27 protein-coding genes and 1 tRNA gene are annotated in these 26401 nt (G+C 54.2%); 23 read left to right on the top strand and 5 right to left on the bottom strand.

The annotated features are described in order from the left end of the window. Positions 1-91: 91 nt before the first annotated feature. From BLP45_RS11520 to BLP45_RS11500, 5 genes are all read left to right on the top strand, one after another. Complete coding sequence (locus tag BLP45_RS11520) at positions 92-1450, top strand: M16 family metallopeptidase (RefSeq protein ID WP_090372651.1); 1359 nt, start codon at positions 92-94, stop codon at positions 1448-1450. Positions 1451-1613: 163 nt separating this feature from the next. Then, positions 1614-2924 carry a M16 family metallopeptidase gene (locus BLP45_RS11515; RefSeq protein ID WP_090372621.1) on the top strand — a complete coding sequence of 437 codons (1311 nt, stop codon included), beginning with the start codon at positions 1614-1616 and terminating at the stop codon, positions 2922-2924. 68 nt (positions 2925-2992) lie between these two features. Further along, complete coding sequence (gene rsmD, locus BLP45_RS11510) at positions 2993-3538, top strand: 16S rRNA (guanine(966)-N(2))-methyltransferase RsmD (RefSeq protein ID WP_090372650.1); 546 nt, start codon at positions 2993-2995, stop codon at positions 3536-3538. Next, a complete protein-coding gene (gene coaD / locus BLP45_RS11505; RefSeq protein WP_090372620.1) occupies positions 3531-4010 on the top strand; it encodes a pantetheine-phosphate adenylyltransferase in 480 nt (159 codons plus the stop codon). Before rsmD ends, coaD begins: the two co-directional genes overlap by 8 nt. Positions 4011-4021: 11 nt before the next feature. Continuing rightward, entirely contained in the window at positions 4022-4291 is a 270-nt protein-coding gene (locus BLP45_RS11500; protein ID WP_090372619.1) for a YfhL family 4Fe-4S dicluster ferredoxin, read from the top strand. Here the strand turns inward: BLP45_RS11500 and BLP45_RS11495 are convergent. The 4 genes from BLP45_RS11495 to BLP45_RS11480 form a co-directional block, all read right to left on the bottom strand. After that, positions 4257-4988, bottom strand: a complete 732-nt coding sequence (locus BLP45_RS11495) for a YggS family pyridoxal phosphate-dependent enzyme (RefSeq protein WP_090372618.1) — start codon at positions 4986-4988, stop codon at positions 4257-4259. The two genes, BLP45_RS11500 and BLP45_RS11495, sit on opposite strands and share 35 nt — an antisense overlap. Before the next feature lie 146 nt (positions 4989-5134). Then, positions 5135-8695, bottom strand: a complete 3561-nt coding sequence (gene dnaE / locus BLP45_RS11490; protein ID WP_090372649.1) for a DNA polymerase III subunit alpha — start codon at positions 8693-8695, stop codon at positions 5135-5137. A gap of 216 nt (positions 8696-8911) precedes the next feature. Further along, positions 8912-9967 carry a YheT family hydrolase gene (locus tag BLP45_RS11485; RefSeq protein WP_090372617.1) on the bottom strand — a complete coding sequence of 352 codons (1056 nt, stop codon included), beginning with the start codon at positions 9965-9967 and terminating at the stop codon, positions 8912-8914. Between the two features lie 9 nt (positions 9968-9976). Continuing rightward, a tRNA-Lys gene (locus BLP45_RS11480) sits at positions 9977-10052 on the bottom strand. Between the two features lie 139 nt (positions 10053-10191). Here BLP45_RS11480 and thiO point away from each other — a divergent pair. From thiO to BLP45_RS11400, 16 genes are all read left to right on the top strand, one after another. Then, positions 10192-11304, top strand: a complete 1113-nt coding sequence (thiO, locus tag BLP45_RS11475) for a glycine oxidase ThiO (protein ID WP_090372648.1) — start codon at positions 10192-10194, stop codon at positions 11302-11304. A 131-nt stretch (positions 11305-11435) separates the two neighbouring features. Continuing rightward, a complete protein-coding gene (locus BLP45_RS11470; RefSeq protein ID WP_090372616.1) occupies positions 11436-12161 on the top strand; it encodes a YebC/PmpR family DNA-binding transcriptional regulator in 726 nt (241 codons plus the stop codon). Positions 12162-12394: 233 nt separating this feature from the next. Further along, positions 12395-12913, top strand: coding sequence for a crossover junction endodeoxyribonuclease RuvC (gene ruvC, locus BLP45_RS11465; RefSeq protein WP_090372647.1), 519 nt, complete (start codon positions 12395-12397; stop codon positions 12911-12913). After that, entirely contained in the window at positions 12910-13503 is a 594-nt protein-coding gene (gene ruvA / locus BLP45_RS11460; protein ID WP_090372615.1) for a Holliday junction branch migration protein RuvA, read from the top strand. Before ruvC ends, ruvA begins: the two co-directional genes overlap by 4 nt. 91 nt (positions 13504-13594) lie before the next feature. Then, on the top strand, positions 13595-14635 hold the full coding sequence (gene ruvB / locus BLP45_RS11455) for a Holliday junction branch migration DNA helicase RuvB (protein ID WP_090372614.1): 1041 nt from the start codon (positions 13595-13597) through the stop codon (positions 14633-14635). Positions 14636-15026: 391 nt separating this feature from the next. After that, on the top strand, positions 15027-15449 hold the full coding sequence (gene ybgC, locus BLP45_RS11450) for a tol-pal system-associated acyl-CoA thioesterase (RefSeq protein ID WP_090372613.1): 423 nt from the start codon (positions 15027-15029) through the stop codon (positions 15447-15449). Further along, entirely contained in the window at positions 15446-16132 is a 687-nt protein-coding gene (tolQ, locus tag BLP45_RS11445; protein WP_090372612.1) for a protein TolQ, read from the top strand. The genes ybgC and tolQ overlap by 4 nt, the downstream gene beginning before the upstream one ends. Before the next feature lie 203 nt (positions 16133-16335). After that, positions 16336-16761 carry a protein TolR gene (gene tolR, locus BLP45_RS11440; RefSeq protein ID WP_256327801.1) on the top strand — a complete coding sequence of 142 codons (426 nt, stop codon included), beginning with the start codon at positions 16336-16338 and terminating at the stop codon, positions 16759-16761. 27 nt (positions 16762-16788) lie between these two features. Then, positions 16789-17607 (top strand): cell envelope integrity protein TolA, encoded by an 819-nt coding sequence (gene tolA / locus BLP45_RS11435; RefSeq protein ID WP_256327800.1) that lies wholly within the window; start codon positions 16789-16791, stop codon positions 17605-17607. Between the two features lie 47 nt (positions 17608-17654). Next, entirely contained in the window at positions 17655-18947 is a 1293-nt protein-coding gene (tolB, locus tag BLP45_RS11430; protein ID WP_090372644.1) for a Tol-Pal system beta propeller repeat protein TolB, read from the top strand. 41 nt (positions 18948-18988) lie between these two features. Continuing rightward, a complete protein-coding gene (gene pal / locus BLP45_RS11425; RefSeq protein WP_090372611.1) occupies positions 18989-19501 on the top strand; it encodes a peptidoglycan-associated lipoprotein Pal in 513 nt (170 codons plus the stop codon). After that, positions 19498-20391 (top strand): tol-pal system protein YbgF, encoded by an 894-nt coding sequence (gene ybgF / locus BLP45_RS11420; protein ID WP_256327799.1) that lies wholly within the window; start codon positions 19498-19500, stop codon positions 20389-20391. The genes pal and ybgF overlap by 4 nt, the downstream gene beginning before the upstream one ends. Positions 20392-20474: 83 nt before the next feature. Next, on the top strand, positions 20475-21131 hold the full coding sequence (gene queE / locus BLP45_RS11415) for a 7-carboxy-7-deazaguanine synthase QueE (protein ID WP_090372609.1): 657 nt from the start codon (positions 20475-20477) through the stop codon (positions 21129-21131). 44 nt (positions 21132-21175) lie between these two features. Then, positions 21176-21850: a 7-cyano-7-deazaguanine synthase QueC gene (queC, locus tag BLP45_RS11410; RefSeq protein ID WP_090372608.1), complete on the top strand. Its 675-nt coding sequence runs from the start codon at positions 21176-21178 to the stop codon at positions 21848-21850. A gap of 143 nt (positions 21851-21993) precedes the next feature. Further along, on the top strand, positions 21994-22692 hold the full coding sequence (aat, locus tag BLP45_RS11405) for a leucyl/phenylalanyl-tRNA--protein transferase (protein WP_090372607.1): 699 nt from the start codon (positions 21994-21996) through the stop codon (positions 22690-22692). Beyond that, the gene (locus BLP45_RS11400) at positions 22676-23422 is read left to right on the top strand and encodes an arginyltransferase (RefSeq protein ID WP_090372606.1); all 747 of its coding nucleotides are present in this window, start codon (positions 22676-22678) and stop codon (positions 23420-23422) included. Before aat ends, BLP45_RS11400 begins: the two co-directional genes overlap by 17 nt. 35 nt (positions 23423-23457) lie before the next feature. Here BLP45_RS11400 and BLP45_RS11395 read toward each other — a convergent pair whose 3' ends face one another. Continuing rightward, on the bottom strand, positions 23458-24393 hold the full coding sequence (locus BLP45_RS11395) for a tetratricopeptide repeat-containing protein (RefSeq protein WP_090372605.1): 936 nt from the start codon (positions 24391-24393) through the stop codon (positions 23458-23460). Positions 24394-24629: 236 nt separating this feature from the next. Here BLP45_RS11395 and BLP45_RS11390 point away from each other — a divergent pair, with 236 nt between their 5' ends. After that, the gene (locus BLP45_RS11390; protein ID WP_090372604.1) at positions 24630-25676 is read left to right on the top strand and encodes a quinone-dependent dihydroorotate dehydrogenase; all 1047 of its coding nucleotides are present in this window, start codon (positions 24630-24632) and stop codon (positions 25674-25676) included. Further along, positions 25673-26377, top strand: a complete 705-nt coding sequence (gene rsxB / locus BLP45_RS11385) for an electron transport complex subunit RsxB (RefSeq protein WP_090372603.1) — start codon at positions 25673-25675, stop codon at positions 26375-26377. Before BLP45_RS11390 ends, rsxB begins: the two co-directional genes overlap by 4 nt. The last annotated feature ends 24 nt before the right edge of the window (positions 26378-26401 follow it).

The raw sequence follows: 26401 nt of genomic DNA, 5'->3' as shown, positions 1-26401 counted from the left end.
TTTTATTCCGTTTACCGAGGTTCAGGTTATTAAAAAAATGAGACTTTATTGCCGTGTTTCCGCTCTCTCTTCCGGTTTGCAGGCCATTGCGATGATTTTGGCTTCGTTGGCGGTTTCGCTGACTTCCGCCGGAGCCTTCGCCACTGCGCACGAGTACACGCTCGGCAACGGCCTTAAACTGATCGTCAAGGAAGACCACCGCTCTCCGGTGGTTATCTCACAAATTTGGTACAAGGCGGGCAGCATTGATGAATTGAACGGCACCACGGGAGTGGCCCATGTGCTGGAGCATATGATGTTCAAAGGCACGAAGAAAGTACCTGGCGGCGAGTTCTCCCGGCGTATTGCGGCCGCGGGTGGGCGTGAAAACGCATTCACCAGCCGTGATTACACCGCTTATTTCCAGCAATTACAAAAAGCCAGACTGCCGCTGGCGATGGAGCTGGAATCCGACCGCATGCGCAATCTCGTGCTGACAGAAGAAGAGTTCGCCAAGGAAATCAGAGTGGTCATGGAGGAACGCCGCTTGCGCACCGATGACCAGCCCCGCTCGCTCGTACATGAGAAAATGGTGGCGACTTCCTATCAAACGCATCCATACCGGCATCCGATAATCGGCTGGATGAACGATCTGGAGAACATGACAGTCCACGATGCGAAAGAATGGTACGACCATTGGTACGCACCGAACAATGCCATACTGGTGGTGGTGGGCGACGTCAACCCAGATGAAGTCTTCGCATTGGCGCAAAAGCATTATGGCCACATCAAGCCACGCTCGCTATTGCCGCTGGATAAACGCAAGCCGCAGATTGAACCCGTGCAAGTCGGGATCAAACGGATCACGGTCAAGGCCCCGGCGCGGCTGCCATACCTCGTGATGGGTTATCATGCGCCGGCATTGCGCAATCCCAGCGCGGATTGGGAACCTTATGCGCTGGAAATGCTCGCTGGCGTGCTGGACGGGAACGCGTCTGCACGGCTCAACAAGGAGCTGGTGCGCGAGCAGCGCATTGCGAATTCGGCGGGCGCGGGCTACGATTCTACCGCGCGCGGTCCTGGCATGTTTTATCTCGACGGCACGCCCAGCGAAGGGAAGACAGTGACCGATCTGGAAACCGCGTTGCGTGGTGAAGTTGAAAAACTTGTGCGTGATGGCGTAGCGGAAGAGGAACTGGCGCGAGTCAAAGCCCAGGTCGTGGCTGGTCACGTCTTTCAGCTCGATTCCATGTTTTTTCAGGCAATGCAGATCGGCCAGTTGGAAAGTATCGGGATGTCATACCGGGATGTGGATACGATGTTGAAAAAACTGCAAGTTGTTACCGCCGAGCAGGTGCGTGATGTGGCAAAGAAATATTTGAAGGATGAAAGCCTCACGGTTGCGGTGCTGGACCCGCAGCCATTGGAACAGAAAGCCCCTGCCGCAGCCCCTTCCGGGTTGCGGCATTGAGAAGCATGACAGCCGGTCCCTATTGCCCGCGGTGGATCAATTGAATGGAAGAGAGGTTCTCGAAGGTCCAGCTTTTTCGCTCGACGTTGTTACGCAATCGAAAGATGAGTTTGACCAAGTTTGAATTTTGTAAGGCGTTTTTTGGAAGGCCAGAGAGGTTCCAATGCACGTGATGCGTTTCATATTTGTTCTGCTTTTGGGCATTTATTCCCAATGGGCATTTGCCACGCTGCCGATCCAGCACTGGCAAACGCCGGCCGGTGCGCGGGTGTATTTCATCGAAAGCCGCGATTTACCGATACTCGACGTCAGCGTGGATTTCAGCGCCGGTAGCAGCACCGATACGCCGGAGAAGTCCGGGCGTGCCGGCCTGACCCTGCATCTGGTACATCTTGGCGCGCGGGGGCTATCTGAAGACCAGATTTCCAAGGCGATAGCCGATGTCGGTGCGCAACTCGGCGCACATTTCGATCAGGACCGCGCGGGCGTCACACTACGTACTTTGAGCAGCGCTCGGGAACGCAAGCAGGCGCTGGATATTTTCGCTAGCGTCATCCAGCACCCCGAGTTTGCTGTAAACGTGCTGGAACGGGAACAGGCGCGAGTGATTGCCGGGTTAAAAGAAGCGGATACCAAGCCGGATAATATTGCCGATCGTGCATTGATGAAAATGCTCTACGGGAGCCATCCTTATGGATTGCGCGGTTCGGGTGAGGTTGAGACCGTCAGCGCGCTGCGGCGCGAGGATCTGGTGGATTTCTACCGGTCCCGCTATATCGCAGCCGATGCCGTGATTTCTATCATGGGTGACGTCAGCCGCGCCGAAGCGGCAGCTATTGCTGAATCGCTGACAAAGGACTTGCCGCAAGGCAAGCCCGCGGATGCTTTGCCGGCGGTAACGCCGCCGGTTGCTGAGACCAGAAGAATTGCCCACCCTGCCACACAGGGCCATATATTACTTGCTTATCCCGGGCTCCGCCGCGGCGATCCCGATTATTTTCCACTGCTCGTTGGCAATTACATACTTGGCGGAGGGGGATTCACCTCGCGCCTGATGGAAGAAATCCGTCAGAAACGCGGTCTCGCTTACAGCGTGCACAGCCATTTTACTCCGCTTGAGATGAAGGGACCGTTCGAAATCGGCCTTCAAACCAGGAAGGAGCAATCAGACGAGGCGCTCGCGCTGACACGCAAAATTCTCGCCGATTTTGTCGCTGGTGGCCCAACAGAAAAAGAGCTTGCCGCAGCCAAGCAGAATATTATCGGCAGCTTTCCGCTGCGCTTGGACAGTAACAAGAAAATCATGGGATATCTCGCCGTCATTGGGTTTTACAATCTTCCGCTCACCTATCTGGATGATTATATAAAAGCGGTGGACAGAGTAACCGTTGCCCAGATTACGGACGCTTATCAGCGCCGCATCAAACCGGACGGAATGGTTGCTGTCGTAGTGGGGGCTGTGGAAGAAAAATAGAAAATGGCGTCCGCATTCCAGGGAACAATCGAACGCTTTTCATTCAAATACATCATTGCGCGCATGTGATTAGAAATGAGGTCCGCATCATTGGGGGAGAATGGCGCAGCCGCATCATCGCCTTTCCCAGCAACGCGGACCTGCGCCCGACACCTGATCGCGTACGCGAGACCGTATTCAACTGGTTGGGGCAGGACTTGAGCGGCAAGACTTGCCTCGATCTGTTTGCGGGCAGCGGGGCGATGGGTTTTGAAGCCGCGTCGCGTGGGGCGGAGCGGGTAATAATGGCCGAATCCAATCCTGAAGTATTGAAGGCGCTAAAGACCAGCTCGCGAAAACTGGGAGCGACGCAGGTCCAGCTAGCGGCAATGGATGCGTTAAAATTCATGGATTCCAATCGGGAGCGATTCGATGTGATTTTCGTTGATCCACCCTTCCGGCTGGGCCTGGTACCTAAATTGCTTTCTTTACTCCCATTACATATTGCTGAAGACGGAGTGGTCTACGTGGAAGGCGATAACTTTTCAGACCCTGACAGGAATTGGCTGGTCTGGCGCAAAGGACATGCGGGCAAGGTATGCTACCAATTACTGAAAAGTAGAAAAGGTGGATAAAGCGATATATCCCGGGACGTTCGATCCCATTACCCGTGGCCATGAGGATCTGGTTCGCCGTGCGTCACGTCTGTTCGATCGTGTAGTGGTTGCGGTAGCCGTGAGCAGCGGCAAGAAACCTTTTTTTACCCAGGATGAACGAGTGAAAATGGTGGGCCAGGTGCTGGCAGATTACCCCAATGTCGAGGTAATGGCGTTTTCGGGGCTGTTGATGGAATTCTTGCGGCAGCAGAATGCGCGCGTAATTTTACGCGGCCTGCGGGCGGTGTCCGATTTCGAATATGAATTTCAGATGGCTGGAATGAACCGCAGCATGTATCCCGACGTTGAGACCGTATTCATGACTCCATCGGAGCAATACATGTTTATTTCCGCGACCATCGTACGGGAGATTGCGCTATTGGGGGGAAATGCAGACAAGTTTGTGCATCCCCTGATTGCCGCGCAGCTTCGGGCGAGAATCGAAACCTGATTGAGGTCGATATGGCATTATTGATTACCGATGAATGTATCAATTGCGACGTGTGCGAACCGGAATGTCCCAACGACGCCATTTCCCAGGGGGCAGAAATCTATGTGATAGACCCAGGCCTGTGCACCGAATGCGAGGGGCATTTCGAGGTTTCACAATGTGTGGAAGTATGCCCCGTGGATTGCATCATTCTCGATCCGGACATTGTTGAGACGAAAGAACAACTGTACGACAAGTATCTTGCCCTTACTGGGACCGGGCGGCAAGTTCCTCAGGAATAGGATAACGCCGCGGCCCAAAAATCGCTGTCCCTACCCGCACCATAGTCGCGCCTTCTTCAATGGCAATATCCAGATCTTCCGACATACCCATCGAGACCGTGTCAAGGTCATGGCCAGCCTGCTTTAGCTGGTCATACGCTTCTTTCAGCATGCGGAACTGGCTGCGCTGCAATGCGGTGGCTTTAGTAAGCTCGGGGATGGCCATCACCCCCCGTAATCTCAGGCGGGGCAACTCTACAACGTATGCCGCCAGATCGGCGACCTCCTCGGGCGATACACCGCTCTTGCTATCCTCTCCGCTAACGTTTACCTGCAGGCATACCTGAAGGGGGGGCAAGGATTCCGGCCTGTCCTTCGACAAGCGGTCAGCAATTTTTTTTCGGTCGATGCTATGCACCCAGGCAAAATTCTCCGCTATGCGTTTTGTTTTATTGCTCTGTATGGGCCCGATAAAATGCCATTCGATGGGCAAATCGGCGAGCGCCGCGATCTTTACCAGCGCCTCTTGAAGATAATTCTCCCCAAAAATAGTTTGTCCGGCGGCAAAGGCCTCCCGCAAGCATTCGGCAGGATTGGTTTTGCTTGCCGCTAAAAGCGTAATGGCCTCAGGTTGCCGGGCTGCTTTATTTGCAATCTCAGTGATCCGGGTTCTTACCTTCTGTAAGCCCGAGGCAATGGTTGTCGTATTTGGATCCATTTTTTGCCTTTTTTATTTACCCGTTACTTGGAGCGGCTTACCCATGAGAATACAAAAAATAGTTGACGAAGCACGTGCATAGTAGGACTACTCCACATCGTGGTCAAGACGCAGCACCCTTCGCGGGGGATTTATTCAGAGCGGCATCAGTAAATAACCCTGACGTTTTCCGTTTCGAAGTGTGCCGACAAAGATTGCAGCAGGTTTTCCTGGAGATGGACTCGCCATTCATCGCCCAGTTCAAGCTCGCAAGCGGCGCGCTGGCCGCGATAAATCACCCGTACCGGACAAGACCAGCTATTGCCGCCTTTACCATAGGCGGCATTGCCTGAGCTAACGTTGTGGCGATAAGGCGCAAGCAATTCTTTTAATCTGGCAGTATTCGCTGATCCATTGCAATGGAGTTCCATGCGTTTGGCGTAGCGCGAGCGAGCGCTGTCGATGTCGTATAACTGGTCGGCGGAAATACGCAGCCCACCGCCGTATTCATCGTCGCCCCCCTTGCTGCTCACTTTGGCTTCCACCAAAAGCAACTGATCTTCTTTCAACCAGGCACGGGCAGTATCGAATAATTCGTTGTACACAACCAATTCCACGCGCGCGCTGCCGTCATCCAGTACGACCACGCCCATTCTGCCCCGCCGTGTTACCTGTGTGCGTATTGCGTAGATGATGCCCGCCAGAAGCTGCGGTTCCCGCTGGGAATGCAGCCGGTCCAGCCGGGTGCGTACAAAACCCCTCAATTCTTCCGCATAGGCATTGAACGGGTGCCCGCTGAAATAGAATCCCAGCGCCATTTTTTCATTTTTTAGCTTTTCCTTCTCGACCCACGGCGGTACATCAATCAAACTCGATTGTTCCGTTAGGCGATCACCTTCGCCAAACAAGCTCACTTGATTGACCGCGCGGCTGGCCTGCTCTGCGGATTCAAGTGCGATGCCGACGGATGCCAGCAAGCCCGCTCTATGGCTATTGATGGAGTCGAATGCACCGGCACGGATGAGCGATTCCACCACGCGTCGATTGACAATGCGCTTGTCCACCCGGTGGCAGAAATCGAATAGATCATTGTACGGTCCCTCCTGTTCCCGTGCCTTGAGGATCGCTATGATTGCCGATTCCCCCGTTCCTTTCACCGCCCCCAAGCCATATCGTATGGTTTTCTTATCTACGGGGAAAAAGCGATGACCGGAGCGATTGATGTCGGGGGGGAGGATGATAAGACCGTTGGCAATGCTATCCTCAAAAAATATATGCACTTTATCGGTATCGTCCATATCCGCGGAGAGGGTGGCGGCCATGAATTCGGCTGGATAATGTGCCTTTAGATAGGCCGTCTGGAACGCAATCAAGGCGTAGGCCGCCGCATGCGATTTATTGAATCCATAGCCCGCGAATTTCTCCATCAGGCTAAAAAGCTCGGTGGCATCACGCTCAGTCAAGCCATTCCGGGTTGCGCCGGCGACGAAAATATCGCGTTGCAGAGCCATTTCTTCAACCTTTTTCTTGCCCATTGCACGCCGCAGCAGATCGGCGCTGCCGAGGCTATAACCGCCTATCACCTGGGCGATTTGCATCACCTGCTCTTGATAGATCATAACGCCATAAGTGGGCTCAAGGATGGGTTGCAAGCGGGGATCAAGGTATTCCACACGTTTGCCGTGCTTGCGTTCAGTGAATTCGGGAATCAGGGCCATCGGTCCCGGCCGGTACAAGGCCACTAATGCGATGATGTCCTCAAAACGGTCGGGCCTGGCCTTCTGCAACAGATCTTTCATGCCGCGTGATTCGAACTGGAACACTCCCACGGCGTTTCCCTGGCGCAATAACGCATACGTAGCCGGATCGTCCAGAGGAAGATTTTCCAGGCAAAAAGGTTCTGGATTGCCACTTCCGGTTTCAGCAACTCCTTGGCTGATTTCAGCTGCCGCTTGTCCAGACTCTCCTTTTGCGGCGTCTGCTTTCCGTTGCCGGATGTATCTGACGGTCCAATCGAGTATGGTCAAAGTTCGTAACCCCAGAAAATCGAACTTCACCAGGCCGATTTTCTCAACGTCGTCCTTGTCCAGCTGGCTGATTACCGAATCACCCGAGTCCGTGCAGTAGACCGGGCAAAAATCAGTAATCTTTCCCGACGCGATCAGTACGCCGCCTGCGTGCATGCCGACGTTGCGCGTCAGTCCTTCGAGACGTTCAGCCAGCTCCAGCAGAGTGCGAACCTCCTCTTCGGTCTGTGCGCGCTGATTCAGTTGCGGCTCCTCTTCCCGCGCTTTTTTCAAGGTCATGCCGAGATCAAACGGCACCAGCTTTGCCAGCTGGTCAACGAAGTTATAAGGTAAATCCAGTACCCGCCCAACATCGCGCACCACCGCTTTTGCCGCCATGGTGCCGAACGTGGCAATCTGGGAGACACTCTCGGCACCGTATTTCTGTTTCACGTATTCGATCACGTGTTCACGTCCGTCCTGGCAAAAATCAATATCGAAGTCAGGCATGGAAACCCGCTCCGGATTAAGAAAACGCTCAAATAGCAAATCGTAGCGAAGTGGGTCGAGATCGGTGATCCCCAAGGAGTAGGCAACCAGCGAACCCGCGCCGGAACCCCTGCCCGGTCCTACCGGCACCTCGTTATGCTTGGCCCAGTTGATGAAATCGGCGACGATCAGAAAATAGCCGGCAAACCCCATCTGTACAATGGTGGTAGTCTCGAAATCCAGCCGAGCGCGATATTTGGCTATGTTGGCCTCGCGTTCGGCGGCGTCCGGGAAGAGCGTTTTCATGCGTTCCTCTAAACCCGCATGCGCTTGGTCGCGCAGGTACAGTTCCAGGCTCTCATTATTGGGCGTAGGAAATAGCGGGAGGCGATTGACTCCCAATTCCAGCGTGAGGTTACAGCGTTTGGCGAGTTCCACGGTGTTGGTGAGGGCCGCCGGTATGTCGGCGAATAAGATTGCCATTTCGGCCTGGGTCTTGAAGTACTGTTGCTCGGTGCAGTTCTTGGGACGGCGGCGATCACCCAGCACATAGCCTTCTGCAATGCATACCCTTGCTTCGTGCGCCCTGTAATCGTCAGGATTCAAAAATTGCACCGCTTGTGTCGCCACCACCGGCAGATGCAAGGTGGATGCCAACAGCAGTGAGTGCTGCACGAGAGTCTCGGCATTGGCGTGCCCTACCCGCTGTACTTCGATATAAAAACGGCCTGGGAACAAGTCCGTCCACTCTCGTGCCAGCATTTCCGCCTGAACCGGATTGTTCTGCATCAACATTTGGCCAATGTCGCCAAAATTCGCACCGGACAGTGCGATCAATCCCCTTGTTGTTCCGCCTTCGCTTTCGTGAAACCAGGATTTTTTGATTTCAGCCCGTCCCTGGCGCTGATTTTCACGGTAGGCGCGTGATAGCAACCGGCACAACAGCAGATACCCGGAATATGACTGGCATAACAGTAAAATACGCGCAGGATTGTCGCGATCTTCTTCGTTGCTTATCCAGACATCGCAGCCGACAATCGGCTTTATGCCGTTGTCGCGCGCCTCCCGGTAAAATTTCACCAGGCCGAACAGATTGGAAAGATCGGTGAGCGCAAGTGCCGGCATACCGTCCGATACCGCTTTCGCTACTGCTTCGTCAATGCGAACGATGCCATCCACGATGGAATACTCGCTGTGCAAGCGCAGATGGACGAAGGTTGGGGATGTAGGCATATTGTCGCAAAACCGAACGCGATTTGGCATTTTAAAGCCTGGTTACGGCCAAGCTGATCCGCAGCCCGGCGTACAACCAGGTACTAAAATACCAGCTTAATTTTACATCAATCGAAAGTTTCCAAGCTTCCATGCCACCGCTACAATGACGCGCTGATAATGAATCCTGACACTTTTCACGGAAAGCCACGCGCCGCTGCTTATTATATTAATGGCTCAAGAAATTGGATTTGAAATCCGAAGGTCCGATAATTCATTGACAGGCCGCGATGCGGCGCAGCTCCCCTGTTCTCCGAAAAAGCCGACGATTCTTTCCGGCAGCCAGGTCAATCTGCCGGGAAACGGAGAATTCAGGAACCCGGCATGCCCGCCCTCTTCCGGAAACTCCAGCGTGACCGCGGGTGAAACCTCGTCCGGCTTGGGCAGCGCCGAGGGCGGCATGAAAGGATCGTTGCAGGCGTTGATGACGAGGGTGGGCACCTGTATATGCTTGAGCCACGGCTTGCTGCTGGATCGGCTCCAATAGTCTTCGGTATCTCGAAAGCCATGCAAAGGCGCTGTCACGAGATTGTCGAACTGATATAGCGTGCTGCATGCCGCGACAGCGGCGGCATCGAATAAATGAGGGTGGCGATCGAGCTTCTCCAGCGCCTTGCGCTTTAGCGTATCAAGAAAGTGACGGGTATAGAGCAGGTTGAAACCCGAAGCCAGAACCCTCCCCGCAGCGGCCAGGTCCAGTGGAACGGAGACTGCTACAGCGCCATCGATCAGCTGACAGGCTTTCTTGCCTTGCTCACCGAGCCATTTCAGGAAAGCATTGCCCCCCAGCGATACCCCCACTACAAAGAGCGGCGCGGTGGAACCCGCCAATTTGTTTTGCCCGCCTATCCGGCGTAGTATCCAGTCAATTTCCGCTGAATCTCCGGCATGATAAGCGCGCGGCAATCGATTGGGCGATCCGGAACAACCGCGAAAATGCACGACCGCACCGCGCCAGCCCAGATCCCGCAGCATTATCATGATGCTCAAGATGTAATGGCTGCACGAACCTCCCTCAAGCCCGTGAAATAGTATTACTAGCGGTGCATCGGCAGGATTATCGAGCCAATCGATATCGATGAAATCTCCATCTTCCAGTTCCCAGCGTTCGCGCCGGTAAGCAATTGCCGGGCGTGACAGCAGGTAGGGATAAATGGTCTGCGCATGACCTCCCCGCAGCCAGGCAGGAGCAGTATAGGGTTTGACGCGTAACGGGAGAGAGGAGATTTTCACGCTAAATCTTGGTAGGCCGTGCCAGATTCGAACTGGCGACCAACGGATTAAAAGTCCGCTGCTCTACCGGCTGAGCTAACGACCCAAAGAACAGGCATTATACCGGCTCACCCCTCCAATATAAAGTTTTTTGGACTCGGCTTTCCAGGTAAGCAATTGCTTCGCTACCGCTATTTCGCCGCAAAATTTCTGGTTTAAACTGTCGATATGTGGAGAATGAATTCTTGAGTAGTGACGTCATTGTGATTGGCGGCGGAGTTGCCGGGCTGACCACCGCGCGAGAGTTGTTGCGGCTCGGGGCAAGAGTGACCGTACTGGAGCGTACATGTGGCGTGCGTGGGGCATCATGGGCAGGCGCCGGCATACTTTCGCCACTGTTGCCCTGGCATTACGCCGAACCGGTGACGCAGTTAACGCAATTGAGCAATAGCCTTTTCCCCGGATTGATTGAAGCGCTGCGGCGGGAAACAGGTATCAATCCGGAATATCGAGCCAGCGGCATGCTGGTGCTGCCCGGTTCTTCCGGAGAAGGAGACGGAGAACAGGACGTTCGCAATCGTGCAGCGGAAGCATGGTGCGCGCGCCACGCTTCTCGCATGACACGCGTTCGCTCTCATGAAATTGTACCAGTACTCGCACGCGACGAAACCGCGCTTTGGTTGCCGGAGGTCTGCCAAGTGCGTAATCCCCGCCTGTTGCAAGCGCTGGCAAAGGCTATCGAGCTGTCTGGCGGTACCATTATCGAGGATGCCGAGGTTACGCGCTGGAAGGTTGAGCGAGGGCGCGTCCAATCGATCACTACTAGCCGGGGCGATAAATACTCCGCTGCCAATTACGTCGTTACCGCCGGAGCTTGGAGCCGCCAGCTTTTAGGGGAATATGCGTTGAAGTTCGATATCTGGCCGGTACGAGGCCAAATTCTACTGTTCAAGGCACAGCCAAATCTGCTCAGCGCCATCGTGCTGCAGGAACGGGACAATTTTTACCTGGTGCCACGTCAAGATGGGCATATTCTCGCAGGCAGTACGCTGGAGGAGACCGGCTTCGACAGAAGCACGACTGCCGGCGCGCGGAAGGCATTGTTGGCAAAGGCATGCACGCTGATACCCGCGTTGGCTGAGGAGACTCTTGCCGCCCATTGGGCGGGATTACGCCCTGGTTCGCATGACAATATTCCCGTCATTGACAGTCATCCCGTTGTCACAAACCTTTATCTCAATAGCGGCCATTTCCGTTACGGAGTTACCATGGCGCCAGCCAGTGCGCACCTTCTATCCAACATGATCCTGAAGAAACCTCAGCCATTGGATGTTGCGCCCTATCAATGGCCCTTATAACCAGGAAACGACTTCCTTCGCAGAGCGGAGTTGTTTCGTCCCAGCTTCCGTCCGCGCTTTATCCCCGGCATGCGTGATGATAATATTGCACCACTTCAACGCAGGGTGCAGGACAAGGAAAAAGGGGCATCATGGCTGGTCATAGCAAGTGGGCGAATATCAAGCACAAGAAAGCCGCGCAGGATGCGAAGCGCGGAAAGATTTTCACCCGGCTCATCAAGGAAATTACCGTCGCTGCGCGGATTGGTGGAGGAGATTCCGCCAGCAATCCGCGGTTGCGCCTGGCCGTGGACAAGGCTTACGAGCAAAACATGCCCAAGGACAACGTTGAGCGCGCGATCAAGCGTGGCTGCGGCGATCTTGAGGGTGTGAATTATGAAGAAATACGTTATGAAGGCTATGGTATCGGCGGGGCGGCCGTGTTGGTCGATTGCATGACTGATAACCGTGTGCGTACCGTCGCGGATGTGCGTCACGCATTCACCAAGTACAATGGCAATCTCGGCACTGACGGCTCGGTCGCATTCCTGTTCAAACATTGCGGTCAACTGCTTTTTGCTCCCGGCACCGATGAAAACAAATTAATGGAAGCGGCATTGGAAGCCGGCGCCGAGGATATCGTCAGCAACGATGACGGCAGCATCGAAGTCATCACCGCGCCGTATGAATTTGTGGTGATCAGGACAGCACTGGAGAAAGCCGGTTTCAAGGCGGAGCTCGCTGAAGTGACAATGAAGCCTGCTAATGACGTTGTATTGACCGGTGATGAGTCGGCGAAGATGCAAAAACTGCTGGATGCGCTGGAAAATATCGACGATGTGCAAGAAGTCTATACAACCGCGGTAATTGCTGTATAAGTGCCGGAGTTATCCGCGGAAAAATTCCGGTTCGGGCACATTGCTTTTGCGATTGACCGCTTGCTTCCCGCCACTTCCCGTTGCAATATTCTCCAACTCAAGAAACGTTTTTGTGTCAAACGCGATCTGTATCTGTTCGCGCTTTAATTTGGCAACGTGGGACAATTTAGCCAGCAAACAGGTTGCGGGAAGTTTTCATTTCTAGCGTCATATTTTATCTAGCAGGTAATAAAATCCGTATCCTTGGCATAGACCCCGGCTTGCGCATTACAGGTTTCGGGGTCATCGATAAAACCGGCAGTAAGTTAACCTACGTCAGCAGTGGCTGCATCAAAACGGTGGACAGCGAATTGCCGTTGCGGCTGAAATCCATCATGGATCATCTCAACGAAGTCATCGCACAGCACCGTCCCGATCAAGCCGCTGTCGAGCAAGTGTTTGTCAACGTCAATCCGAAATCCACCCTGATGCTCGGGCAAGCGCGTGGCGCCGCGATCTGCACGGCGGTTCTAAACAATCTCATCGTCGCCGAATACACCGCACTGCAAATCAAGCAGGCGGTGGTCGGCAAAGGCCACGCCAAAAAAGAACAGGTGCAGGACATGGTGAAGCGTCTGTTACAGCTTGCCGGCAACCCCGGCGCTGACGCTGCGGATGCCCTTGCCTGCGCCATCTGTCACGCGCACGGCGGGCTGGGGCTGGGCGGCATTTCGACAGCGGGTTACCGGATGAAACGGGGGCGTCTCGTATGATCGGCAGGATAACGGGATTGCTGCGGGAAAAACTTCCGCCGCTGGTGCTGGTTGACGTGCAGGGTGTGGGTTATGAAATTGACGTGCCAATGAGCACGTTCTATCACTTGCCCGCCATCGGTGCGCAAATCACGCTTCACACTCATCTCGTGGTGCGCGAAGACGCGCATCTGCTTTTCGGTTTTGCCACCGAAGCAGAGCGGCAGGCTTTTCGTCAGCTGGTGAAGATTTCCGGTGTTGGTGCAAGAACTGCGCTGGCTTTATTGTCTGGCTTGAGCGTGGCCGACCTGCATCAAGCAGTAATGGCTCAGGATAGCGGACGGCTGATCAAGATCCCCGGTATCGGCAAAAAAACCGCCGAACGTTTGTTGCTGGAATTGCGTGACAAGCTCCATTCCGGCATGGCCGGTGCAACAGATGCAACCGGTGCTACCCCTGCTTCAAGAGACGGTAGCGACGTGCTCAACGCGCTGTTGTCCCTGGGTTATAATGACCGTGAAGCCAACTGGGCAATCAGGCAGTTAGCTGCGGATGTTGCTGTATCCGACGGCATACGGCAAGCCTTGAAACTTCTGTCCAAAGAGAGGTAGCGGCTGAAGCTTGAGGCCGAAGTAGCTGAACGTCGCTCGCATCTTTATGAATTCATCCAGTGATGCGCAAATCGCGCGAAATGTTATTTGAATGATTGAAACTGATCGATTAATCGCCTCCGCACCCGTTTCTCTTCAGGAAGAGGATCTGGAGCGCGCGCTGCGCCCCAAGCACCTGGACGAATACGTCGGCCAGGAAAAAATTCGTGGACAGTTGCAGATATTCATCGAAGCAGCAAGGCGGCGCAGGGAAGCGCTTGACCACGTACTGCTATTTGGCCCGCCGGGCTTGGGTAAGACTACGCTCGCTCATATCATTGCGAGGGAGATGGGCGTGAGTCTGCGCCATACTTCCGGCCCGGTCCTGGAGCGCCCAGGCGATCTGGCAGCCCTGCTGACCAACCTCGAACCCAACGACGTACTGTTTATTGACGAGATTCATCGTCTTTCACCGGTGGTGGAGGAGATTCTTTACCCTGCCCTGGAGGATTATCAACTTGATATCATGATCGGCGAAGGCCCCGCCGCTCGTTCAGTCAAGCTCGATTTGCCGCCGTTTACCCTGGTCGGCGCCACCACCCGCGCAGGTATGCTGACCAATCCGCTGCGCGATCGCTTCGGCATCATCTCGCGCCTCGAGTTTTATTCGGTGGAAGAACTGACCAAAATCGTGACACGATCGGCGGGATTGCTCAACGTGGAAATCTCCCTTGATGGAGCCATAGAAATTGCGCGCCGCTCGCGTGGAACACCACGCATCGTCAATCGCCTTCTGCGACGCGTGCGCGATTTCGCTGAAGTCAAGGCCAATGGCCATATTACCCGCCCCGTAGCGGACGCGGCATTGATCATGCTGGACGTTGACCTCCTTGGCCTCGACGTGATGGATAGAAAGCTGTTGCTGGCGGTAATGGAGAAATTCGGCGGCGGTCCGGTGGGCGTGGATAACCTCGCCGCCGCCATCAGCGAAGAGCGCGGCACCATCGAAGATGTGCTGGAACCTTATCTGATCCAGCAGGGCTACATGAAGCGCACTCCGCGCGGTCGCATGGCCACTGTCATCGCTTATCAGCATTTCGGTATGGCGCTGCCGAAGAACGGGTTGAGCGGCGAGTTGTGGGGAGAGGATTAACAGCCATGAATAAAATGGCACGACTGACGCGACACGCACCGAAAGTCTCCTCGTCCAACTCGATCAATTGAACGCGGAGCAACTTCACCGCCTGCTGGAGCTGGCGGTAAGGGGATGAAGCACAAGGTATCAGAAACAAAATGGCAGCATTCGATGCATCTATGGATGCGAAAAAGAAGAGTGATGAAGGATTCCGGATTTTTCTCAAGGACTCTTTCGTTTCGCGGAAATCCCCGTTATTGAATAGGTGCCACCCAAATTCGTCACGGCGACCAAGCAATGCCCGCTCCTTGCCTGGCGGTTTGTTTAGCGCAGCGGAGACGTGACAGGTACCACGTTTCACGTGGTACGCTAAATTTCCCGACGAGAAATATTCCAATTCCAAATACAAATGCCCATTTCAACCCCTAATCCAATTTTCACTTTGCCGGTGCGCGTGTATTATCAGGACACCGATGCGGGTGGGGTGGTTTATCATTCGACTTATTTAAATTTCATGGAGCGCGCCCGGTACGAGTGGTTGCGGGAATTGGGTTTCGATATTCATTCATTGATCCAGGTTCACAGGGTGATTTTCATGATACGTTCGGTTAGTATCGAATATTTTAAGCCGGCATTGCCGGATGATCTGTTGCATGTCACCGCGCAAGCTGCGGAAATCGGCAGAAGCCGCATAACACTCTCTCAGCACGTGCTGCGGGACGCCGTTACACTCGTCAGTGCCACTGTGCACGCGGTATGTGTGGGCGCCGACAGTCTCAAGCCGGTGAGTGTGCCTGCGCCGCTTCGTCACAAACTTGGAAAACTCTCATGAGCCCGACGGTTACTCAGGATATGTCGCTTTTTACCCTCATCGCGAGCGCCAGTTTGCCGGTGCAGCTGGTGATGGCGCTGTTGTTGCTGACTTCATTTTTGTCATGGTGGTTCATCTTTCGCAAACTGTTTGTCATCCGGCAGGCAATGCGGCAGAGCGACGAATTCGAGAACGTTTTCTGGAAAGGACCGGACCTCAACGCACTCTTTCAAAGCGCCGCCGGCGCGCGCCATACCGCCGGGAGCATGGAACGCATTTTTGAGGCGGGGTTTCGCGAGTTCATGAAGCACAAGCGCCAGCCGGGGATGGACATCAGCACCGTGATGGATGGCACGCGCCGGGCAATGCGTGCCACATATCAACGAGAAATGGACACCCTTGAATCGCACCTTTCTTTTCTGGCAACAGTGGGCTCGGTGAGTCCTTATGTCGGCTTGTTCGGTACCGTCTGGGGAATCATGAATTCTTTCCGGGGATTGTCCAACGTCACCCAGGCCACCATCGCTCACGTCGCGCCAGGTATTGCGGAGGCGTTGATAGCGACTGCCATGGGGTTGTTCGCTGCGATTCCCGCCGTCATCGCTTATAATCGCTATGCTAACAACATAGATCGGCTGGCAACCCGTTTTGAGAGTTTCATGGAAGAGCTGTCCAACGTCTTGCAGCGGCAGGCGACCGGATGAAGATCATTTCAACCCAGATAATTTATTAGGACGCGAGATGATGGCGAGGCAGATTGCGAGACAGTTTTGTCGATTGGGAGAAGACCATAGCTTGGTCTATAGACGCCGAGCAAGCGGCGAAAATAGCCGCAAACAGACCATCAGCACTCGGATAGGCACTCAGAGCCGCCTAATGAATTATCTGGGTTTAAGGAACAGATACTGTGTCTGAACGCCGCGCCAAACGCCGTCTGATGAATGAAATAAACGTCGTGCCGTATATTGACGTCATGCTGGTGTTGCTGGTGATTTTCATGATTACGGCACCACTTATCAGCCCCGGGCAGATCGAGTTGCCGCAAATCGGCAAATCCCTCGCGCCCCCGGTTGCACCGCTGGAAGTGGTTATTCGGGCAGATGGCAGTCTGAGCTTACACGACCGTACCAAGCCGGGCGGCGAACAGAAAGTCAGCCGGACCGAGCTGGTCGAAGCAATCAAACAGAAGCAGGCGCAAAACACCGAGCAGCCGGTGGTAATCGCTGGGGACAAGAGCGTGCGTTACGAAGAAGTGATAAACGTGATGGATATCCTGCAACAGCAGCAGGTGAAGAAAGTGGGGCTGCTGGCTAGGCCGAACGAGCCGAAGTAATCTGGGGCGACCTCATATGAGTCCACGATGAGCGCAATGGCATGGCGAGATTCTTCGCACATCGAACCAGGACGGGTGCCCGCAGGAATATTGGCGGTACTGGTTCATATAATTTTTTTCGTTTTTATGATTTTTGGTCTCAATTGGAAAACATATCCACCGGAAGGTATGGTGGTGGATTTATGGAGCAGCCTGCCCCAGCCGGTGATTAAAGCAGCGCCGGCGCCACTGGTGCTCCAGCCGGTTCAGCCGCCTGCCGAAGTAAAGCCGCTGCCGCCGAGGCCGGAGACGCCGCAGGTGCCACTGCCTCCCCCCAAGCCAGATATTGCGCTCAAGGAAAAAGTTGAGAAACCGAAACCGGTGGAAAAAAAGCAGCCGGTCCAGAAAGATCTGAAAGAACAGAAAGAAAAAGAGCGGAAAGAAAAAGAACTGAAAGCGCAAAAAGAAAAAGAACTGAAGGATCAACAAGCAAGGGTGGCAGCCGAAGTGGAGCAACTTCAGCGAGAACAGCAGGAAGCGAATGCCAAAGCCCAGGCGCTGGCAGCGGCACAATCCCGTCTGGCGAACGAGATAGACGAGTACAAGGCCAAAATTCTTGCCAAAATCAAGAGAAACATTGTCATGCCCCCCGACCTGCCCGGAAATCCGGTTGCGGAGTTCGATATCACGCTGCTTCCGGGCGGCGACATTCTTGATGTGAAGCTGCGCAGAAGCAGCGGGTTTGCCGTTTTTGACAATGCGGTGGAGCGTGCGATTTTCTTATCCAGACCGCTTCCGCTTCCGCCGGATCCCACGTTGTTTCCGAAATTCCGTAATCTGAACCTCAAGGTGCATTACCACGAATGACTGTTATAATTCATAACATTTTTGCGAATCCTCCAAGGGTTATTTCTATGCAAATTGGGTTTCCAAAATTTCCCCTCTACGTCTTGTTCCTGTGGCTGGCCGCAGCACCTGTCCAAGCTGCGCTTGACATCGAAATTTTCGGCGGCGGTGCGACGCAAATTCCCATCGCTATCGTTCCCTTCGCCCATGAGGAAAAGCTTGGTCAAAGTATCACGTCGGTGGTGGGCGCCGACTTACAGCGCAGCGGCCTGTTTAAACTGGTTGATCCGCGCGGTCTTGCACCGCACGAACCCATGGAAGTGGTCTATCCGGAATGGGTCAGCCGCGGTGCCGGTGCGCTGGTTATCGGCAGCACTATCACGTTGCCGGGTGGAAACGTGGCTGTACGCGTGGGACTGCTGGATGTCGCTAAACAAGTGCAGTTGGCCAGCTATAGCGAGACCGTCCCCGCCGGACAACTACGCGCCGCCGCGCATCGAATCGCTGATTTGATTTATGAAAAGCTGACAGGGGATGTAGGCGTGTTTAGCACCCGCATCGCCTATGTGGTGAAAGAGGGGAAAAAATATGCGCTACAGGTAGCGGATGCTGACGGCTTTAATGCCCAATCGGTGATCGAATATACAGAGCCGATCATTTCACCCGCGTGGTCGCCGGACGGGACCCAGCTAGCGTACGTATCCTTCGAGAACAAGAAACCGGTGGTTTATGTACAAACGCTCGCAACGCGGACACGCAAAGCGGTAGCCAATTTCAAGGGAAGCAACAGTGCGCCCGCCTGGTCGCCGGATGGAAAGAAGCTGGCGGTGGTGTTGTCTCTGATGGGAGGTTCGCAAATATTTTTGGTCAATGCCGATGGCGGCGGTTTGCAAAGGCTCAGCCAGAGCTCTGGAATCGACACAGAGCCCAGCTTTTCGCCCGACGGCCAGTCGATTATTTTTACTTCCGACAGGGGCGGCAGCCCTCAGATTTATCGCATGCCCATAACAGGACGTGCATCTGGAACAGCGGAGCGCCTTACTTTCGAAGGCAGCTATAACGTGAGCCCCGATTACAGCCGGGACGGTAGAAGCTTCACTTTCATCCATCGCAATGGGGACAGATTCAATGTCGCGATACAGGATCTGGCTACTCGCCAGGTGCAATTGCTGACTGATTCGAAATTCGACGAATCTCCCAGTTTTGCTCCCAACGGCAGGATAATCTTATATGCAACCGAGGTAAAGGGCCGTGGTATATTATCTGCCGTAACAAGTGATGGCAAAACAAGGCAACAGCTTTCAACGCAAGCTGGTGATGTCAGAGAGCCGGCCTGGGGGCCCTTGCCGAGACCGCAATAATTTTGAACCCGGTATATTCAGCTAACCTTAAAGGAATGAAAATGAAAAAGATATTTGGCGTGTTATTGATCAGCTTGTTGTCGGCTTGCGCCAGCCAAACCACGCAACCTACCGCCGAAGTGGAGGATAAATCCATGGGTGCCAGGCCGGCCGAAAACGGTGCCACAGCCCGGGAAGCCGCTCCCACCCTTAACCCTCTTACCGATCCGGGCAACATTCTATCCAAACGCAGCGTTTATTTTGATTTCGACAGTTACGTGGTAAAGGATGAATATAGATCTCTGGTGCAGGCACACGCCCAGTATCTGCGCGACAACCCTAATGCCAGAGTACTGTTGCAAGGCAATACCGACGAGCGCGGCAGCCGGGAGTATAACCTTGCGCTGGGTCAGCGGCGCGCTGATGCTGTAAAACACGCTATGACGTTGTCAGGGGCCAGGGAATCTCAAATCGAATCCGTCAGTCTAGGCGAGGAGAAGCCGCGGGGAACGGGTCACGATGAGTCCTCGTGGGCCGAGAATCGCCGTACGGATATTCGCTATCAGGGCGAGTGACAGTGTTGGTGCGCGCTTTCTGGTTATTGTTCGTGATCGGTTGTAATTCAAGTTACGCCGGAATGTTCGACGACGAGGAAGCGCGCAAGCAGATCGCGGCACAGCAGATACTCATTGGAGACTTGCGCAGCCAGGGGCAGACGCTGGAAGCGCGTGTCGTCAAGCTGGAAGAGCTGCTCAACAATCAACCGCTGCTGGAACTCCATAATCAGATCGAGGCCCTCAGGCTCGATCTGAATAAGTTGCAGGGTCAGATCGAAGTGCTGGTCAATGAAAACGAGTTGACACAGAAGCGGCAGAAAGACTTTTACATCGATCTGGATAACCGGTTAAGGCGCATGGAACAGCCCGGCGGCTCCGCCGCCTCTGAATCTCCTGCTTCATCCATTGCACCCGACGACGCACCCGAATCAAATGCCGAGGTTTCAGACAGAACGGAATCGGACGTGGAAGCACCGGCGGCGAGAGTTGCCGCTGTGGTCCCTCCCGCTGCAAGTGCCGCGTCGCCAGTGGAAACCGCGGAGAGCCGTGACTATGAATCGGCCTACACCTTGTTCAAGGCCGCCAGGTATCAGGAAGCCATTTCTCAATTGAAGAAGTTTCTCAAGAACTATCCCGGATCCAGTCTTTCACCGAGTGCGCACTACTGGATCGGTAATTCCTATTACGCGCTGCGTGATTTCAAGAACGCCATTGGTACTCAGGAAAAACTGATCAGCACTTTCCCCGACAGCGCGAAGGCTCCCGACGCAATGCTCAACATTGCCAGTAGCCAGCAGGAAATGAATAAAAAACCCGCTGCCAAAAAAACTCTGGAAAATCTCATCGCTAAATATCCCGGCAGCGACGCGGCGGAAAAAGCCAAGCGGCGGCTGGCTGGTAAAAAGTAGCGCCATTGCGGCAAGTTACCTTGCGGTAGCGATGCATCCATTCCAAAATATTCTTACATCATTTCCGTTGCAATATCGGAATCATGCATCCTTCTGAAGCGGGTAATTTGCGCATCAGTGAAATTTTTTTCTCCTTGCAGGGGGAAACCAGCCGCATGGGGCTGCCTACGGTATTTGTGCGCCTCACCGGATGTCCTTTGCGTTGCGGTTATTGTGATACCGAATACGCTTTTCACGGGGGTAAACGCATGCCAATTTCCGCCGTTCTAGCGGAGGTTGCCAACTATGCGCCTCGTTATGTCACGGTCACTGGCGGCGAACCCCTGGCGCAAAAGGAATGCCTGACGTTGCTCACGCTGTTGTGCGATGCGGGCTATTCGGTTTCTCTCGAAACCAGCGGCGCACTGGATGTATCCGCCGTGGATATGCGTGTTTCCAGAATTCTGGACATCAAGACTCCGGGTTCGGGCGAAGCCGAAAAAAACCTCTGGTCCAATCTCAGCCATCTAACGTATCACGACGAATTGAAATTTGTGTTGTGCGATGAGGCGGATTATCAGTGGGCGGCTGGAGTAATGCGGGAGCATCAACTGGATCTTGTCTGTCCCGTTTTACTTTCGCCAGTTTATGACAGGCTTGACCCCGCAACGCTGGCCGCGTGGGTGCTACGCGACCGCCTTCCGGTGCGGGTGCAGGTCCAACTACACAAATTACTGTGGGGTGAGGGGCCGGGACGATGAAGCGAGCAAGAACGCGTCGCAAACCTTTTCTTCGAATTTCCTAAATGAAGGCGGTGGTGCTTCTATCTGGTGGACTGGACTCTGTCACCACGCTTGCCATCGCCCGCAATAACGGATACGCGTGCTACGCATTAAGTATCGACTATGGCCAGCGCCATGCGTCGGAACTGGCAGCGGCTGCAAAATTGGCGCAATCCCTTGCCGTTGACGAGCATAAGACCATTAAGGTTGATTTGACTGTTTTCGGCGGATCGGCTCTCACTAATAAGTTCATTGCCATACCGGCCAAAGGAGCTAAAGCAGGTATTCCTGCTACGTATGTGCCGGCTCGCAACACGATCATGTTGTCGCTGGCGCTGGCCTGGGCCGAAGTACTCGAAAGCCGTGATATTTTTGTGGGCGTTAATGCAGTGGACTATTCCGGCTATCCGGATTGCCGACCCGAATACATCGCGGCATTTGAAAAAATGGCGAATCTCGCGACCAAGGCGGCGATAGAAGGCGCCAGGCTGAGTATCCATGCACCGCTTATCAATTTGTCCAAAGCTGAAATCATCCGGCAGGGAATTTTGCTGGGCGTGGACTACAGTCTGACGGTGTCGTGCTACCAGGCGGACGAAGCAGGCTTGGCTTGCGGGGTGTGCGACGCGTGCCGCTTACGTCGAGGGGGATTTGAAGTAGCGAATGTGCCTGATCCGACACGCTATAAATCATCCTAGTCGCTCTGTAGCGAACTCATCAGAAGGATGAAGGTCAAGTGATATAACAACCATTGCCGCTTATGGGCCCTAAAAATGAGCAGTCAGCTGCGAGTTCATAAGGATATTGATCAGAACCTCGACAACAACTCACCTCGTCCTGCATGATTCCCTGGCTCACTCCTGAATCTTCTTTCCCGCCGTTAAACTCCGCACTCATCAATCCAAACGGTCTGCTTGCTGTCGGCGGCGATCTCTCGCCACAACGTCTGATCGAGGCTTATCGCTGCGGAATTTTCCCCTGGTTCAACGAGGGTGAGCCTGTCCTGTGGTGGAGTCCCGATCCACGCATGGTGCTGTTTCCTGCCGAGCTTAAAATTTCTCGATCCCTAAGAAGAAAGCTAAAGAAAGGCAATTATGAAATTCGCGTTGATAGCGCTTTCAGCGAAGTTATGCAGGCATGCGCCCAGCCACGCAAGGAGCGTCCTGGTACGTGGATCCATGCACACATGATTTCGGCCTACGCTGCGCTGCATGAGATGGGCTTGGCCCATTCCGTCGAGGTGTGGATAGGCGGCGAATTAATGGGAGGCTTGTACGGTGTTGCCCAAGGGCGGATGTTTTTTGGTGAATCAATGTTTTCCCGCGTTTCCGACGCTTCCAAAATCGCATTCGTCCATTTGGTAAAGCAACTGGAGCGGCGGGGCTTCCGCATGATCGATTGCCAGATGAAAACCGCCCATCTCGCTTCACTCGGTGGCCGCGAAGTCCCCCGTAAGGAATTTAGTCAAAGATTAAAAGAATTGGTAAACTACCCCGAGCGAGTTGAAAAATGGTGCTTCGATCATGAGTCAATTGAATGACCTGCCTTCATCGGTGCTACAGTTCTACACGACCGCTTCTTACCCGTGCAGCTATCTGCCGGACAAATTGGCGCGGTCGCAGGTCGCGACACCCAGCCATCTGATCGATACCGATGTCTACGGCGAATTGGTGCAGGCGGGCTTCCGCCGTAGTGGCGCCTTCACCTATCGCCCTTATTGCGACAACTGCCGCGCTTGCGTGCCCGTACGGATTGTTGTTGACGAATTGACCTTGAGGCGCGCCCAACGGCGTTCCTGGAAACGGCATCAGCATCTGGTGGCGACACAGCATGACTTGCATTATCACCCCGATCACTACGCGCTCTACCTGCGTTACCAGGCGCAGCGCCACTGCGGCGGTGGCATGGATCGCGACAGCCGTGAACAATACCGTCATTTTCTGCTGCCAAGCAATGTCAACTCGAAGCTGGTAGAGTTCCGCGAAAATGGACACTTGTGCATGGTCAGCATTATTGACAAGCTGCCTGACGGTATATCGTCTGTATATACCTTTTTTGACCCGGATGTTCCGGGCGCAAGCTTCGGTACCTACAACATCCTGTGGCAGGTGCAGCAGTGTCTTGCCCTGAGGCTGCCTTATCTATATCTTGGCTATTGGATTAAGGAAAGCCGGAAAATGGCATACAAAGCCGGCTTTGGGCCTCTGCAAGGCCTGACTGACGGGCGGTGGAAGCCGCTGAGCAATATACAAGGCAGAGATTGCACGTAGGGAACCACCACCCTCTGCGAATGCCAACCCGGTCTCTATCGCTGCATCTTTCGTATGGTTGCCGCACGTTTTTCCAAGGGAGCCGCCTTATCCGCGTGTCCTATATCTCGATATAGCTGCGCTAAATTCTCAAGGCTCGTTGCAACATTCGGATGCTGCGGCCCAAGCGATTTTTCGGAAATAGCCAGTGCGCGCCTGAAAAGCGGTTCGGCATTCGGGTACTTCCCCTGATCTCTATATAATCCCGCCAGGTTATTCAGGCTCAGCGCCACGTTCGGATGGTCCGGACCGAGGGCCTTCCTCGAGATTGCAAGTACGCGTTTATAAAGCGGCTCAGCTTCCGTATACTGTTTCTGTGCGCTATGCAGCAGCGCAAGATTGTTCAAAATCGTCGCCACATCGGGATGATCCGGACCACGGGTCTTCTCTAAAATTGCCAGAGCGCGCTTGAGAAGTGGTTCGGCCTCCGCATACTGTTCCTGGGCTTCATACAGCTGGGCCAAATTGTTCAGGCTTATCGCCACATTGGGATGATCCGATCCGAAAGCCTTCTCATCAATTGTCAATGCACGCTTATAAAGCGGCTCAGCCCGCGCATATTGCTCCTGGTTTCTGTATAGCATTGCAAGATTGTTCAGCGTCGCGGCCACTTCGGGGCTTTCCGCGCCAACCGCTTTCTCAAAAATTGCCAGCGCGCGTTTAAGAGGCGGCTCCGCCTGCGCATACTGCGCTTGTGCGGTATACAACAATGCGAGGCTGTTCAAACTTGTGGCCACATCGGGATGATCCGGGTTCAATGTTTGCTCGGCCGTTTGCAGCGCCTTTTTTGCCACCGCGGTAGCACGATTATAGTTACCCTGCCGATACAGTGATTCCACTTCCTCGTTGAGCTTGTCCCATTCGGTAGCGGCGTGAGTGTGCCCGACCAACGTCGTGAGAACCAAAATGAGAGAAATACCGGCCAGTTTCATAAATACCCCTGCTAACAATTAATTGGATGATAACGAATCCATCCGAGATCCGGCTATCGGAGGTTAGGATTATCGTCACCTTAATAAATTCCATTTTAAACAAGAAATATCCGGACCAAAATAAAGCAGCCCGCGTGATTCGTTGTCTACTCGCCACTGCGCGCAAAGTCGCCGCTATCAAATCCCGGAGATGGTTTTAACAGACCCGTCGCATTATCCGGGTTAAAATTAGCTCTATGCTTTATTCTTTACTTCGTCCGTTATTATTTAAACTCGACCCTGAAACAGCTCACCGCCTTACATTCAATGCGATCGAGAAGGTTCAACGGCTGGGATTGCTTAGCGGCGACCCGATCATTTGCCGATCCCGCAAGGTCATGGGGCTTGATTTTCCCAACCCCGTCGGCATGGCCGCAGGAATGGACAAGAATGGCGAGCATCTTCAGGCTCTTGCCGCACTCGGTTTTGGCTTTATCGAAATCGGCACTGTCACGCCCCGTCCCCAGCCGGGGAATCCCCGACCGCGCCTGTTTCGTGTCCCCCAGGCAAATGCCATTATCAACCGGCTGGGCTTCAATAATCACGGCGTGGATAAGTTGGTGGCGAATGTCAGGCATGCAAACTACCGCGGCATACTCGGCATCAACATTGGCAAAAACTTCGATACGCCGGTGGAACAAGCCGCCAATGATTATCTGACTTGTCTGCTCAAGGTCTATCGCGACGCCGATTACGTCGTTGTCAACATTTCTTCGCCTAACACGCCCCACCTGCGTCAACTGCAAAATACCGAGGAGCTGGATCATTTACTGGATGTGCTCAAATCAAAACAAAAGGAACTCGCCGATGAACATAATAAATACGTACCTTTGGCGGTAAAAATTGCTCCTGATCTTGAACCGCCGCAGATCGAATCCATCGCAGCGCTGTTGATGAAACACCGGATTGATGGAGTTATCGCCACGAATACTACCCTTTCGCGGGCCGGAGTAGAAACACTGCCTCACGCGTGCGAGGCCGGCGGGTTGAGCGGCGCTCCGCTCACACAGCGCGCCACGGCAGTCGTCCGCCATTTGCACGCCGTGCTGCAAGGGACAATACCTATTATCGCCGTCGGCGGGATCATGTGCGCGGCGGACGCAAAGGAGAAAATCGACGCTGGGGCAAGCCTGGTGCAGATCTACAGCGGCCTGGTTTATCGCGGTCCCTGCCTGGTACGCGAGGTGGCCCGGGGGATTTGCGCAGCGGATGCCTCGTATTTCTCGCCCCCGGCTTCAGGATGAGAGAGAATCCACTAATAGCAGAAATCGACGCCATCCTGCCGCAAACGCAGTGCCGTCAATGTGGCTTCCCCGGCTGCGAACCTTATGCGACAGCAATTGCGGAAGGGCGTGCCGGCATTAATCAGTGTCCCCCCGGAGGCGAGCAGGGTATCCGAAAACTAGCCGAGTTACTGGGCGTAAAAGAGATACCGCTAAATCCTGCGCATGGCACTCCAAAAGCGAAGGCGGTGGCGCTCATCGACGAACAAGCCTGTATCGGCTGTACCCTTTGCGTATTGGCCTGTCCGGTCGATGCCATCATTGGCGCAACCAAGCAGATGCATACTGTAATCACTGCTGAATGCACCGGCTGTGAATTGTGCGTCGCCCCCTGCCCCGTGGATTGCATCGGCATGATTCCACCAGGGGAAAAAATCAGCAGTGCCGACGCTAAACCCGATGTCGCGGCCAATGATTTTTTGCTGCGCCAGGGCGCAAAGAAAACGGCGGATCGGGCACGTGCGCGTTATCGCTTCAGATTGCACAGGCTTGAGCGTGAGAAACAGGAGCAGACGGAAAGATTCGCACAAAAAGCCGGAGCGGGAACATCCGTAAGCATTCCCCCGGGAACCGCCGCAAACGGTGATCTCAAGAAGGCCGCCATACAGGTTGCGCTGGAACGTGCCAAGGCTGGCCGGTCCAAGATAACCGAAGGAAAATAAGAGCCTTTGTCCATCATTAACATT

Source organism: Nitrosospira sp. Nl5, from assembly GCF_900102495.1.
In the GTDB taxonomy this organism is placed as follows: Bacteria; Pseudomonadota; Gammaproteobacteria; order Burkholderiales; family Nitrosomonadaceae; genus Nitrosospira.
This window is presented reverse-complemented; position numbering and strand designations above follow the sequence as displayed.